This is a genomic window from Candidatus Protofrankia californiensis (genome assembly GCF_900634765.1).
GTDB lineage: Bacteria > Actinomycetota > Actinomycetes > Frankiales > Frankiaceae > Protofrankia > Protofrankia californiensis.
Genome location: NZ_CAAAFT010000489.1, coordinates 8249 through 22678, shown reverse-complemented (window position 1 = coordinate 22678; position 14430 = coordinate 8249). Strand labels below are relative to the sequence as shown.

The following is a 14430-nucleotide window of genomic DNA, read 5'->3' as shown; positions in this document are numbered from 1 at the left end:
GTCATCGGGCGATAGGCGCCGACGCCGAGAATGCGGCTCCCGGCCGGTCCGGTTCGCTGCCGAATGATTCCGCTCATCGCCGCTCTTCCCGTTCCCTGCGAGGGGAGGTAATTCTTCGGACGATCGCCGTTCTCGGTAAGGAGCTTTTCATGGAGTTTCCCCCCGGGGAGCTGCCGGGCCGGGTAATTCTGACGGTCCGACAATGTCGTCGCGGATGGGCCGGTCATCCGACACGGCAATAATGATCGTTTGCTGATGAACATATGACAACGTTGATGAACGTGTGCCAACTATTTGTCGAACTCCGTTATCCGATCTCTTTGTCGTTACTCTCTGCTTCAGGGTATGTACGGTATCGTTTCGGACATCGTATCGTACCGACCTGTTGGCGTGGATCGGATTCGGCTGAAAAATACAGTAATATATCGGATAGTTCGTGGGATGAGGGGAGAATCACAGGGCTGATCACAGCGGCCGCGCCAGCCTGGCCGGCCGGAGATCACATGATCGCCGTTCTCAGCCGGCGCGCAGGGCGAGGGTGAGGGCTTCGACCGTCAGCAGCGGAACAAGTCCGGGGTTGTCGGCCAGCCGGCGGCGGTATCCCAGGACGGCTTCGAGCCGGCGCAGCGTCTGTTCGGGTGTGGATCCTCGGGCCAGCCGTGCGGCCAGCTCGTGGTGATCGGGGTGAATGGCGTCCACCGGCGCACCCAGTTGCAGGACGAGTACGTCCCGATACCAGCCGGCGAGGTCGACGAGTGCTCGGTCGAGGGAGTCCAGCACCGTGCGCCGACCACGGCTTTTCTGATTCTTCTCCAGTTCCTTGAGCGCGCCGGTGGCCCCCCGGACCGTCATCGCCCGACCCTTCACGCCCGCCTTGGCAGCCCTGGAACGTTTCGCGGTGCTGCCGGAGGATGTCGCGCCGACACCGAGTGCGGTCTTCAGGGCCTCGGTCTCGGCTTCGTCACGTATGGTGTTCGCCGCATCGGCATCCGCGTTCGCCGCGTTCATCAGGTCCGCCGCTGCGCCGAGGCAGTCACCGGTCCGCCGCAGGCGAGTGGGGATACGCAGCACCTCGGCCCGCCGGGCCCGGGTCGCCTCGTCGGTGGCAAGCGCGCGAGCACGCTCAAGGTCCCCCTGGCTCGCCGCGGCGGCGAGCCGTGCGACCGCTTCCTCGACACCTCCGCGGGCCAGCACGGCGGCGACGTCCGCCGGCAGGGGCAGGCGCAGCGCAACGACCCGGCAGCGGGACCGGACGGTGGGCAGGACGTCGTCCACCGAAGGCGCGCACAGCAGGAACACCGACCGCTGCGCGGGCTCCTCCAAGGCTTTGAGCAGGGCGTTCGCCGCCTGATCGGTGAGCCGGTCGGCGTCCTCCACCAGCAGGACCCGCCAGCGGCCCGACGTCGGCGCGCTGGCCGCGTCCCGTACCAGCTCCCGGACGTCCTTCACGCCGAGTGACAGACCTTCCGGCCGGACTGTGCGCAGGTCGGCGGCGGTGTCAGTCAGCACCGTGTGGCAGCCGGTGCACCTACCGCATCCAGGAGGGATGTTCTCGCAGTTCAACGCGGCCGCGAACGCCCGCGCCGCCGTCGAACGGCCGGCACCCATAGGGCCGGTGAACAACCATGAGTGGGTCATGCCGGTACGGGCCGCCGCGGGCCCGCCGGCGCCGCTCACCCCGGCTGCTGCCGCGGCAGCAGCGGAGAGGGTTTCGACGACCGGTGCCTGGCCGACCAGGACGTCCCACACGCTCACCGCGTCATTGTCCGCTTCGAGCACCTCACCACCAACGATGGGTGGACATGCGAGAAACACGCCGGGAGTTGCGTGCGACATCCCCCGGCATTCCGCCGCTCACGACCGTGGAGCAGGGTCCACCAGGGCACCCCGGCTACCGGATGAACGTCAGCGAGCCGCTACTGGATGCAGGGAGCCTCCTGCCGAGCCCCCTGAACCGTCGCGGGATCGTCCGCCGGACCGGTGGCGTCGGGCGCGTCGCCCGCCTCCGTCCCCTCGGAGGGGTCAGCCGGATCAGCCAGATCGGTGGGGACAGCCGGATCCGTGGGGGCAGCGGGACCCGTGGGGTCAGCTGGGCCGGTCGGACCAGCCGGGTCGGCAGGGCCGGTGGCCTGCGACGTCTCAGCCGGACTCGGGGCCGCCGGCGGGTGTGTGGGATGCTCGGGCACCGCACGATGCGGAGGCAGCCCGGGATGCGCGGGCACCGCGGGTTCGGTGTCCAAGGCGGGTGGGTCGTCGGGTGCGGGCCTGGCATGCGGGTGGGGGGCGACCGGGTCGTACTCCCGCCCCTGACGCAGGTGCTCGGTGACGACATTGCGGATCTCGCTGTGCACGGTCTCCGGCGGGCAGTTCGCGTCGAGGACGACGTACCGGTCCGGTGCGCGTTCGGCGAGCTGGCGGAAGCTGTCGCGGACGCGTTCGTGGAACGACAGTTGTTCGGCCTCGATCCGGTCGATACCGGGTGCCTCGATACCGGGAGCGGGGCCGTCCCCGCCGCCGGCCTTCCGCGTGCCGCTCGCATTGCGATCGGGAGTGCCGCCACAACCGGGAGCACCTCCATGTTCGTGACCTGTGACACGATCACGAACGGAGCTGTTCATGCCTGCTCGGGCCCGTACCCGGCCGAGTCCGACCTCCGCGGGGATGTCGAGCAGGATCGTGACGTCCGGGACCAGGGAGCGGGTCGCCCACCGCGACAGCATGGCGACGTCGTCCGCACCGAGCTGGCGTCCGGCGCCCTGGTAGGCAATGGAGGAGTCGACGAAGCGATCGCTGACGACGACCGCGCCGCGGGCCAGAGCAGGTTCGATCACCCGGGAGACGTGTTCGGCGCGGTCCGCGGCGTACAGCAGTGCCTCGGTGCGAGGGTGCAGCCGCGCCGCGGGGTCCAGCAGCAGCTCCCGCAGTTTCGTGCCCAGGGCGGTCCCGCCCGGTTCGCGGGTCACGACGACCTCGCGCCCGGACGACGCCAACCACGATCGCAGTCGTTCGGCCTGGGTGGATTTGCCGGAGCCCTCACCACCTTCGAGGGCGATGAACAGCCCGGCATGACGAGGACGGCCGGGTACGACGCGCCGACCCAGCAAGGCGTTCCACAGTTCCGGCAGGACCGCGACCCCGCTGCGTTCGTCCATCTGCCGGTAGGAGAACAGGCCGACAGCCACCGCGAGCAGACCGCCGCCGAGCAGGACGATCGTGACGCCGTCGGTGCGCACGTGCAGGTTGCCCCACAGATTGACGTGGTGCGAGCCGATGAGTCCGACCAGCGCGGGCGCCGCGGCCAGCACCAGGAGCAGATCGATGCGGACCAGGGACTGGACGAGCGCGAAGGTCCGTCCGCGCAGTTCGTCGCTCACCCCTGCCTGCAGCAGCGTGTAACCGGTGACCCACGCGATCCCGGCGAACGCGCCCACGAAGACGACGAGGATGCATGCGAGCACGAGGTTGGGTACGACGGCGACCAGCAGCATGGTCACGCCGGCAGCGGTGACGCTCAGGCCGAACAGGCGGGAGCGGCTGTAGTCGCCGAGCAGCCGCGGCCCGAGCGCCATGCCGGCGGCGAGCCCGACGAACACCGCACCGAACAGGACGCCGTAGGCGGAGTCACCGCCGCCGAGAAGCTGGACGTAGAGCCGCCCGAGCGCCACTACACACCCCGCGCCGGCGAAACCGCCGAGAATCCCGACGACCAGACCGCGGACCAGCCGGTCGTGGCTGACGAACCGCAGACCTTCCGTGATCGACGACCAGAAGCTCGGGTTCACCTCGGCGTCGTGGCGTTCGGCCCGGCCGATGCCACGCAGCCGGAAGATCACCACTGCCGACACCAGGAACGTCACCGCGTTGAAGTAGAGCGCGAGATCGAGGGGGGAGGTCTTGAAGAACGACACGCTGGAGGCGAGCGTCCGCGACAGGGTGGCCAGCAACGAGAAGATCGCCGCAGCCAGCGGTGCCGAACCGTATGTGGTGATCAGACTCAGGGTGTTCGCCGTCGCGAGCCGCTGCACGGGCACGAGGTTCGGCACACTGGCGTCCTTGGCCGGGTTCCAGAACAGGCTGACGCACTCGATCAGCAGGGATGCGACGAGCAGCCACACCAGCGTCCCGACCAGTGGAATGGAGACGAACAGCCCGAACCGTAGGACGTCGGCGACGACCATCGTCAGCCTGCGGTCGAGCCGGTCGGCCACGACACCGGCGAGCGGTCCGAAGATCAGCGCCGGTAGCAGTCGGACGATCAGGACGGAGCCGATCGCGTACGCCTTCTCCGAAAAGCCCGCCTGCAGGGAGCTTGCCAGCGCGGTCGTGGCGAGCAGGCCCATCCAGTCGCCGAGGCTGGACAGCGTCAGCGCCAGCCACAGCCGCCGGAACTGCGGTATCCGCAGGACCGCGCGGATGTCCCCCTCGGTGTTGCGGTGGGGATCAGCGGGCCCGGCCGGCGGTGACGGGACCGTCACGACAGGCGGTCTTCCAGGGGGCCGGTTCGACCATGACCGCCCGCCGGCCGTGGTGGGAGCCGGGGGACCGGTCGTGGCGGCGGTGGCGCCCGCGGGATCCCCCGCACCTGGGGCCGGTGGGCGGGCCCCAGGCGGCGGGTGGCTGTCAGCCGGCGGGTGGCCACCGTTGGACGTCCCGCCGCCGCCCGACGGCGCCGTCGAGGTCGGTGACCGCGGCGGGTCGTAGGCGCCATCCACCGGAGGGCCCATCAGCCCGTCCGTCGTGGGCGGGGCGATGAGGCGCCCTGCGTACCGCCGTCCGTCCCCGTCGTGGTGGCCGGCTGCGCAGACGTCTTCTTGGCTGTGGTCTTCTTGGCCGTGGACTGCCTGGTGGTCTTCTTGGTCGCCGACTGCTTGGCCGGCTGCGCCGTCCGCCGTCTGGGTGCCGCCGGGCCGCGGGCCCGTTTCTCCGCGAGCATCTCGGCTGCTCGTTCCACGGTGATGGACGCGATGTCGTCGCCCTTGCGCAGGCTCGCGTTGGTCGTACCGTCGGTGACGTAGGGACCGAAGCGGCCCTCCCGCAGCACCATGGCGGCGCCCGTGGCGGGATCAGGACCGAGCTCACGCAGCGGCGGGGTCTCGGCGGCCCGTCGGCGTCCCCGCGTCTTGGGCTGCGCGATCAGCGCCAGTGCCTCGTCCAGCGTCACCGTGAACAGTTGCTCCTCCGACTCCAGCGAGCGGCTCTCCGACCCCTTCTTGACATAGGGTCCGTAGCGGCCGTTCTGGGCCGTCACCTCCTCCCCATCTTCAGCGACTCCCAGCGATCGGGGAAGGGTGAGCAGTTTCAGGGCGTCGGCGAGCGTGAGGGTCTCCGGGGTCATCGTGCCCAGCAGGCTCGCCCGGCGCGGCGGATCGTCGTCGGTCGACACGTACGGGCCGAAACGTCCCACCTTGAGAGTGATCGTCACGCCGCTTTCCGGGTCGGTGCCCAGCGACCGTTCCTCGCTGGGTGCGCCGAGCAGCGCCATCGCCTTGTCCACGGTGAGCTCGTCGGGAGGCAGGTCCTCCGGGACGCTCGCCCGCTCGTCACCGTGCTGGATGTACGGGCCGTACTTCCCCACCCGGATCACCACGGGTTGGTCGTCCTGGGCTACCCCCAGGGGGATCGAGTTGACCTCGCGGGCGTCGATCTCGCCGAGCCGCTCGTTGACCAGGTGCTTGAGCCCACCGGCACGCGCGACCCCGCCCTCCTGGCCGGCGTTCGAACCGAAGTAGAACCGGGTGAGCCAGTCGATCGACGCCGCCGTGCCCGCGGCGATGTCGTCCAGGTCGTCCTCCATCGACGCGGTGAACCGGTAGTCGACGAGACGTCCGAAATGTTCCTCGAGCAGGCCGATCACGGCGAACGCGACAAAGCTCGGGATCAGCGCGCTGCCTTTCTTCCACACGTAGCCGCGGGCCTGGATCGTCCAGATGATCGACGCGTACGTGGACGGGCGCCCGATACCGAGCTCCTCAAGCGTCTTGACCAGGCTCGCCTCGGTGAAGCGCGGCGGCGGGTTGGTCGTGTGCCCGCGCGGGTTGAGCTCCCGGGTGGTCAGGGCGTCGCCCTGGCGGACGTCCGGCAGCCGCCGCTCCCGGTCGTCCAGCTCGGCGTCGGGATCGTCCGCGCCCTCGACGTAGGCGCGCAGGAACCCGGGGAAGGTGATGACCTTCCCGGACGCCGAGAACTCGGCGTCCTCCCCGGCGCTGGAGACGCCGCCGATCCGGATGGTCGCAGATGTGCCGAGGGCGTCGGCCATCTGGCTGGCGACGGTCCGCCGCCAGATCAGTTCGTACAGGCGGTAGCCGTCGACGTCGTCGGCCAGCGCGTCGCGTACCTCCCCCGGCGTCCGGAACTGCTCCCCGGCCGGGCGGATCGCCTCGTGCGCCTCCTGGGCGTTCTTGACCTTCTTCGTGTAGGTGCGGGGACGTTCGGGGACGTACTGGGCCCCGTAGAGGGCACGGGCCTGCTCACGAGCGGCGGCGAGCGCGGTCTCGGACAGGTTCGTCGAGTCCGTCCGCATATAGGTGATGTAGCCGTTCTCGTACAGCTTCTGCGCCACCTGCATCGTCCGCTGGCTGGAGAAGTGCAGCTTGCGGCTGGCCTCCTGCTGCAGGGTGGAGGTCATGAACGGTGCGTAGGGGGAGCGGCGGTACGGTTTGGTCTCCACCGAACGCACCGCGAACGCGGTGTCGGCGAGCCGGTCGGCCAGGGTGCGCGCGGCGTCCGCGTCGAGCCGGACGACCTCGGCGGAGGTGAGCTGCCCCGAGGAGTCGAAGTCGCGTCCGGTGGCCAGCCGCCGGCCGTCGAGCGCGACCAGGTTCGCCGGCAGCGGCGTGGCGTCGGCCGTGCGGTCACCGTCGGTGGCGCCTCCGCGCTCGGCGTCCCGGCCGGTCAGCACGCCGAATACACCTTCGATGTTCCAGTACTCGGCCGGGGAGAAACGCATCCGGGCGCGTTCGCGCTCCACCAGGATGCGGGTCGCCACGCTCTGCACCCGGCCTGCCGACAGCTTCGGCATGACCTTCTTCCACAGCACGGGGCTGACCTCGTAGCCGTAGAGCCGGTCGAGGATGCGCCGGGTCTCCTGCGCGTCGACAAGGTTCTCGTCGATATCGCGGGTGTTGTCCACCGCCCGCCGGATCGCCTGCGCAGTGATCTCGTGGAAGACCATCCGCTTCACCGGCACCGTCGGCTTCAGTGTCTGCAGCAGATGCCAGGCGATAGCCTCGCCCTCACGGTCCTCGTCTGTCGCCAGGTAGAGCTCGCTGGCGTCCTTCACCAGCGCCTTGAGCTTGCTGACCTGGGACTTCTTGTCGGGAGTGACCACGTAGAGCGGCTCGAAGCCGTTGTCGACGTCCACCCCGAGGCGAGCCCACGGTTTGCCCTTGTGGGCGTCGGGAACGTCGGCGGCGCTCTGCGGCAGGTCCCGGATGTGTCCGATGCTGGACTCGACCCGCCAGCCGGAGCCGAGATAGCCGGCGATGGTCTTCGCCTTGGCAGGGGACTCGACGATCACGAGCCGGATACCGGTGGCGCCCGCGGTCGGCGATGATGTGCCGGCCCGGCTACCACGGGTGGTGGTCCGCGTGGTGCGTCCACGGGACACGGCACCGTTGCCGGACGCGGCGGCGTCCGTATCGGGCTCGGCGGCGACGTCACCGGCCGTGGGTTCGACGGCCGGCGTCGATGGCCTGGCGCTCGACCGGCGCGTCCCGCTGTTTGTCGACTTCGTGCGCGGGGGCACTTCTCTCCTCGTTGCAGGGGGCAGTTCGGTTTCGGCGTTGCGGCCTGTATGGGTTGCAGCCTGTATGGGTTGCGCCCTGTATGCGTTGTGGCATGCATGGCGTATGGACAGTGCGGACGGGCCGGCCGCCGGTTCGAGAACCTGCCCGGGACCCGTTGCGGCGCGTCTCGGGCGGCGGTCCTCCTGCCGACAGTAGGTCGGCGCACACCGGTGTGTCAGCTGCCGCCCGGCGTCCGCGTCGCGGACACCGGAGCAGACCGTACGCCTCGTCGTGCCCACGGGTCCGCCTGCGTCGACCGGCCAGGGTCTGTGTAAACCGGACGTACACCATATCGGATGCATCTGTCACTGACGCCGTGTCACCAGCACCAGCGTCGCCGATGACGCGTTACCGGCCTCGTGTCACTGACCTCGTGTCACTGACCTCGTGTCCGGCAGGGCATGGAGCCGCTCATGCCCGTCCAGATTCCGGCGGACCGTGGTGCTCACCCTCCTCCCGGTGTGTCAGCTCCCGGTGTGTCAGGCGGGCTGGCGCCCACGTCATTCGTTTCTGGACTCCCTCCGGCACGCAGGGAGGTGAGCCGCCCGTGATGGCGCCGGCCACCGCTGTGCCCACCGCTGTGCCCACCGCTGACGCCCGCAGCTTACGGTGATGGTCGGCGCCCGCAGCGGGCGTCAGCACGCCGACGCCGTCACCGTAGAGCCAAAGGATCGCTGAAGTCATCCGATGTTCCTTCCAGACCTCCTCACAGATGCCCCCCGTACGGGGAGCAGGCCCGTCTGCCCGGGGCCGGAGCAGCCACCGAGAATGTGATCAGTCATTGGGAGGCAGCCGTCATACTCCGGCCTTCGTCTTGGTGGCCGGGCGCTGTTCGGTTACCGAGGGCGTGACGGTGAGCGCGGAAGCATGTCGCTTGGAGTAGGCGATCACTGCGACGATCACTGCGATGGCCGCCAGCGCTATCCCTATTCGTAGCGGTTTGTTCTCGTCGTCGCCGACCGAATATTTCACCACCGAAGGTGCGATCAGTAGGCTGACCAGGTTCATTACCTTGATCAATGGGTTGATCGAAGGTCCGGCGGTGTCCTTGAAAGGGTCACCTACGGTGTCTCCGATAACGGTTGCCGCATGCGTGTCCGACCCCTTGCCGCCGTAGTTGCCGTCCTCGACGAATTTCTTCGCGTTGTCCCAGGCCCCACCGGAGTTGGCGAGAAAGACGGCCATGAGGACGCCCCCGGCGATTGCCCCGGCGAGATAGGCGCCCAGTGGTGGGTAGCCCAGCCCGAAACCGACCGCGATCGGAGCGAGAACCGCCAGGGTGCCTGGAGTAATCAGCTCCCGCAGCGAGTCACGGGTGCAGATGTCGACGACAGCACTGTAGTCGGGCCTTTCCGTTCCGTCCATGATACCCGGCTTCGTCCGGAACTGGTTGCGTACCTCGAGTACGACCCGTCCGGCGGTGCGTCCGACCGCGTTGATCGCGAGCCCGGAGAACAGGAACACGACTGCCGCGCCGATGATCAGGCCGACCAGGGCGTCGGGATAGGCGATGTTGAGGGTGCGGGACGATCCAACGGCCCGGCCGGCGTCGACGAGCGCTTCGTTCACCGTGTCCGTGAACGATCCGAACAGGGCGGTGGCGGCCAGTACCGCGGTGGCGATCGCGATACCTTTCGTGATCGCCTTGGTGGTGTTCCCGACGGCATCGAGGGAGGTGAGGATTGCGGCCCCAGCTCCGGCTGTTCCGGCGCCGCCAGCTGCTCCGGTCGCTGCGACCGCTGCGGTTGTTTCGGTGTCACCGGACATCTCGGCGATACCCTGGGCGTTGTCGCTGACCGGCCCGAAAGTGTCCATCGAGACGATTACGCCGACCGTCGTCAACAGACCGGTGCCGGCCAGCGCCACGGCGAACAACGCGACGGTGACGCTGCCGGATCCGAGCAGGTACGCACCGAAGACGGCTGCGCTGATAAGCAACGCCGAGTAGACCGCCGATTCCAGACCGACGCCGACGCCGGAAAGGATGTTGGTTGCGGGGCCGGTGGTCGACGCCTTCACGATGTCCTGGACCGGCCTGCGGTTGGTCTCGGTGAAGTAGCCGGTGAGCAGTTGGATCGCCGCGGCCAGCACGATGCCGATCAGAACCGCGGTGATCGCGATGAACCGCGGGTCGCCGCTCTGGCTGCTGTTCGCCATCCCGGGAAACCCCGAGAAGCTGCTGGGAAGGTAGACGAGCGAGACGACGACGACTCCGATGGCGGAGATCACCGCGGACGTGAAGAAGCCCCGGTTGATCGCTGCCATGCCGTTGCGGTCACCGGCGCGCGGGGCGACCGAGAGAATGCCGATGATCGCGGTGAGCACGCCGACGGCCGGGATCAGTAGTGGGAAGATCAGCCCGTTCTCGCCGAATGCCTTCACGCCGAGGATCAGCGCGGCTACCAGCGTCACCGCGTAGGACTCGAACAGGTCTGCGGCCATCCCGGCGCAGTCGCCGACATTGTCTCCCACATTGTCGGCGATTGTGGCCGCATTGCGTGGATCGTCCTCGGGGATGCCTTGCTCGATCTTGCCGACGAGGTCGGCGCCGACGTCCGCCGCCTTGGTGAAGATGCCACCGCCGACTCGCATGAACATCGCAAGCAGAGCGGCACCGAAACCGAAGCCCTCCAGGACCTGCGGAGCCGTGTCACGAAAGGCGAGTACCACCACCGCCGCGCCGAGCAGACCCAGACCGACGGTGAACATCCCCACCACACCCCCGGTGCGGAAGGCGATCCGCATGGCGGCGCGTTCCCCGAGCCGGATGGCCGCGGCCGCGGTCCGGGTGTTCGCCCGGGTGGCCAGCGACATGCCGACGAAGCCGACCAGCGCGGAGAAGACGGCTCCGAGGACGAAGAAGAGCGACCGCCCGACCCGGGAGCCGGTGGACTCCGCGGGCAACAGCAACAGAACGAACGGGATCACGAGCACGAAACCCGCTACCGTGGTGAACTGTCGGCGCAGGTAGGCTGTGGCCCCTTCCTGGACGGCGCGACCGACTTCGATCATTCGTGGGCTTCCCTGGTCGGCCGCGAGCACCTCGCGGACCAGGTAGCCGGCCACCACCAGCGCCACGGCCGCCACGGCCGCCACCGCGGCGACCAGCCCGAGCTGACCTGCGCCAAGTTCGATGGCAGCGCCGTCGGGATTCGTACCCGCCACAGCTTGGATCAGGACCATGGGCCCTCCCGGTCAGGTCTGTGCACCCTCCGCGTCCGCCCCATGCCGGTTGTGGCTTCTGGCGGGCGAGCACGGCCGGACGTCGCACCTGACGACGTCGTCGAGGTTGCCGCTCGGGCGTGGAAGGACGTCAGGTCGGCGTGGGCCCGCGAAGCGGGTGCGACGCCGGCGTGACTGCCGGCTGGGACGGATCCGGGCGGTTGCCCTTCCCGCCGTCGCGCCGTTGTGCGGCGACCAACGCGCTGGCCCGCGTTCTCCCGATTCTCCATTCGGTACCACGGGGAGCACTCCAGACATCGCGTACGCGGTCTGATCGACCGAGTGATGCGGCAGTCTATCCACACGGCCTTAACATGCGCTCGTTTTTTCGTTGATACCAGCCGGTGAATATTGTGCTTCGGGGGTTGTGGAGTGGATGTGCGGCGCCCGAGTTCATGCGGCGTCCACTCCTCGGCCCGTCCTGTCTGCGTGGATTTGCCTGCCTCAACCTGTTGCCGTCGACGCCGCGCCGTCAGAGGGCCATGATCGGTGTGGTTGTTTTCCGGTCCACCGGCCAGCGCATCGTGACGATCATGCCGGACGAGTCGGTGCGCGTGGTGATGGTGAAGTCATCGACCAGGCCCTCGATCAGGGCGAGACCGAGTCCCGGGGCTGCCGTGGAGCACAGGTCCTCTTCGTCCGGTCGCCGGATGTCCCTTCGGGAGGCGACCGGACTGGTAATGACGGGCTCGGCAACCGCGGGCTGGGAACCGGCGGGGTCGGCAACCACGGGGTCGGTAACGATGGGCTGGGCAACGATGGGCTGGGCAACGGCGGGCGCCGCAACGGCGGGCCGGGAACCGGAGGTGGCTGGCCTCGTACAGCTGGTGTAGAGCGGTTCGGGCGCGTCGACCTGCCCACAGCCGTTCGCAGGTGAACCGTCCGCAGGTGAAACATTACGTCCTTGTGGGCCGCGGTCGGCCACCGACACCGTGAACGAGCCGTCGTTGTCACTGACCCGGACGATTACGGGAGCCTGGGGGTCGAATCGGCGGTTCACGCTGACGGCTCGGGCACATGCCTCGCCGACCGCAAGCTTGATCTCGTCCAGGATCCCCTCCGGTACGCCCGAACGCCGGCTGACCGCAGCTGCGATCATCCGGGCCGTTCGGACGTGCCCGGGGAGGGCCGCGAAACGCAACTCGACGGTGGACATACGTCGATGACCTGTCTCTCGATGGAACTGACCACACGGTGACCCGAGGACCTGGGCCTGCCGGACCTCCCAGATCGGCTTCGCCGATCCGGCAGGAACCCCGTGCGCGAAAGGAGCATGATCGCGCCGCCGTCGGCCCTTCAGTCCTTGGCTGCGAGTGCTTCCTCGACGGACGCATGGATCGGGAAGACTTTTGTCAGGCCCGTGATCCGGAAGATTTTCAATATTCGTTCCTGGGTGCAGACGAGACGCAGCGTCCCCTCGTGTGCCCGGACTCGCTTGAGGCCACCGACAAGTACCCCGAGGCCGGTCGAGTCGAGGAACTCGACACCTTCCATGTCGACGACAAGATGATACGAACCGCCTGATACGAGATCGATCAGTTGTTCCCGCAGCTTCGGCGCGGTGTAGACGTCAATCTCGCCGCCTACGACGACGATCGTGAAGTCCCCTTCCACGCGGGTCGTGAGGGACAGGTCCACGGGTCCTCCTTGCGTCTGCTCCACAGCCGCCCGGCCGGACGGCTGAGACATCACGGCGGCACTACCCTCCCACGCCCGGATCAATCCGGCTCGCCGCGACACAGCAGGCTACCCATGTGCTGGTGGCGGAGTTCACAGTTGTGATCGTCTGTAGCGGTCCGTTCGCGCTCTGTTCGACCGTCACATCCCGCAGCTGCTGGTCAGGGGTGGGCGAATCCTGCCGGGACCGGGACATCCGTCCGGCATCCTCGCCTACGCTGGGCCACCGTGGACAGAACCTCGGTCCCGGCGAGTGCATCAGATCCGCATGCATCGGATCGTGGTGCAGTTATTCTTGGCCGGTTGCGCGCAGACGCTCGTCGTAGTCATTGCATCACGCATGTTGAACATGTTCCCGCCAGGGCCGGCACGCGGGCCCCTTGGCCCGCCTGGGCGGATCCCGTACTCGTTTCCCGGCTGCGCACCGCTGGCATCGACGCACCGTGGACGCATCAGGCGTGTGCCGCCGAACATGCCCACGCCGGCCGCAGCGTGGTGCTCGCGACGGGCACGGCGTCGGGTAAATCGCTGGGATATCTCATGCCGGTGCTCAGCGCCCTGCTTGCCGAACCATCCGCTCGTGCGCTCTACCTCGCTCCCACCAAGGCCCTGGCGAACGACCAGCTTCGTGCGGTTCGCGCACTCACCCTGACAGGCGTACGCGCCGCCACGTACGACGGCGACACGCCGGCATCCGAACGCGACTGGGTCCGTGCTCATGCGACGTTCGTGCTGACCAACCCCGACATGTTGCATCAGGGTGTATTGCCATCCCATCGGCGCTGGGTAGCCTTTCTGCGGGGTCTTCGATATGTCGTGGTCGACGAGTGTCACGGCTATCGGGGTGTCTTCGGTTCCCACGTCGCACATGTTCTGCGGAGGCTGCGACGGGTGTCCGCACGGTACGGTTCGACACCGGTGTTCATCCTGGCGTCGGCGACGGTGTCGGACCCGGCAGGTGCCGCCAGCCGCCTGACCGGGCTTGATGTACAAGCGGTCGAGGACGACGCCTCCCCGAGAGGCGCGATGAGATTCGTGCTGTACGAACCACCCCTGTCATATCCATGGCAGACGCCCTCTCCGTTCGAACCGTCGGGGCCGTCGCCGCTGGATCCGTCGCGTTCCGGACCGATCGCTTCTGGACCAGCCGCTTCTGGACCGCTCTCCTCTGGAGCCGCCGTATCCGGACTGCTTTCCCCTGGGCCAGCTGTTTCCGGACCGCTCTCCTCCAGGCCGGCCGCCTGTGGACCGGCATGGTCCACATCGTCCCAACCGGCGGAAACACCGGCTGGACGGGCGCCGGTGGTGCCCGTAGCCGTCTCGGAGGGGTCGCCGGAATTCCCGATTGACGGCCGCAACAACACGCCGGTCCGTCGCTCGGCGACTGCCGAGGCCGCGGATCTGCTCGCAGATCTTGTGGCCGACGGCGTGCGCACGCTTGTGTTCGTACGGTCGCGCAGGACTGCGGAAGTGATCGCGCAGTCGGCGCGCAGGGCGTTGGCCGAGGTGTCGGTGGATCTCGCGGACCGGATCGCGGCCTACCGTGCGGGCTATCTGCCCGAGGAACGCCGGGCGTTGGAGGCGGACCTGAGATCGGGGCGGCTGCTCGGCGTCGCCGCGACGAACGCGCTCGAACTGGGTGTCGACGTCACCGGGCTGGATGCGGTCGTCATCACCGGCTATCCGGGTACCCTGGCCTCGCTGTGGCAGCAGGCCGGCCGGGCCGGTCGCAACGGTGCGGGAGCCC

The 14430-nt window shown here is 68.5% G+C and carries 8 protein-coding genes; 1 reads left to right on the top strand and 7 read right to left on the bottom strand.

The features are described 5' to 3' along the window. The 7 genes from DD1DGNOD_RS28425 to DD1DGNOD_RS25325 all read right to left on the bottom strand — a co-directional run. Positions 1 to 263, bottom strand: a 263-nt coding sequence (locus DD1DGNOD_RS28425) for a hypothetical protein (RefSeq protein WP_206443428.1), incomplete at its 3' end; no start/stop codon positions are given. 253 nt (positions 264 to 516) lie between these two features. Next, positions 517 to 1755, bottom strand: coding sequence for a DNA polymerase III subunit delta' (locus tag DD1DGNOD_RS25350; RefSeq protein ID WP_131771189.1), 1239 nt, complete (start codon positions 1753 to 1755; stop codon positions 517 to 519). Positions 1756 to 1916: 161 nt separating this feature from the next. Next, positions 1917 to 4724 (bottom strand): dTMP kinase, encoded by a 2808-nt coding sequence (tmk, locus tag DD1DGNOD_RS25345; RefSeq protein ID WP_430827868.1) that lies wholly within the window; start codon positions 4722 to 4724, stop codon positions 1917 to 1919. Further along, on the bottom strand, positions 4724 to 7744 hold the full coding sequence (gene topA / locus DD1DGNOD_RS25340) for a type I DNA topoisomerase (RefSeq protein WP_131768847.1): 3021 nt from the start codon (positions 7742 to 7744) through the stop codon (positions 4724 to 4726). The genes tmk and topA overlap by 1 nt, the downstream gene beginning before the upstream one ends. Before the next feature lie 835 nt (positions 7745 to 8579). After that, the gene (locus DD1DGNOD_RS25335; protein ID WP_131771175.1) at positions 8580 to 10967 is read right to left on the bottom strand and encodes a sodium-translocating pyrophosphatase; all 2388 of its coding nucleotides are present in this window, start codon (positions 10965 to 10967) and stop codon (positions 8580 to 8582) included. Between the two features lie 511 nt (positions 10968 to 11478). Then, a complete protein-coding gene (locus tag DD1DGNOD_RS30305; RefSeq protein WP_241251857.1) occupies positions 11479 to 12162 on the bottom strand; it encodes an ATP-binding protein in 684 nt (227 codons plus the stop codon). Positions 12163 to 12302: 140 nt separating this feature from the next. Continuing rightward, positions 12303 to 12644 carry an anti-sigma factor antagonist gene (locus tag DD1DGNOD_RS25325; protein WP_131768844.1) on the bottom strand — a complete coding sequence of 114 codons (342 nt, stop codon included), beginning with the start codon at positions 12642 to 12644 and terminating at the stop codon, positions 12303 to 12305. A gap of 330 nt (positions 12645 to 12974) precedes the next feature. Here DD1DGNOD_RS25325 and DD1DGNOD_RS25320 point away from each other — a divergent pair. After that, positions 12975 to 14430: DEAD/DEAH box helicase (locus DD1DGNOD_RS25320; RefSeq protein ID WP_241255988.1), on the top strand; the 1456-nt coding region annotated here is incomplete at its 3' end.

Bases quoted from the DNA above. Each gene is read 5' to 3' on its own strand.
- DD1DGNOD_RS30305 (WP_241251857.1), bottom strand. From the start codon at position 12,162: ATGTCCACCGTCGAGTTGCGTTTCGCGGCCCTCCCCGGGCACGTCCGA.
- DD1DGNOD_RS25335 (WP_131771175.1), bottom strand. From the start codon at position 10,967: ATGGTCCTGATCCAAGCTGTGGCGGGTACGAATCCCGACGGCGCTGCC.
- tmk (WP_430827868.1), bottom strand. From the start codon at position 4,724: ATGGGCCCTCCGGTGGATGGCGCCTACGACCCGCCGCGGTCACCGACC.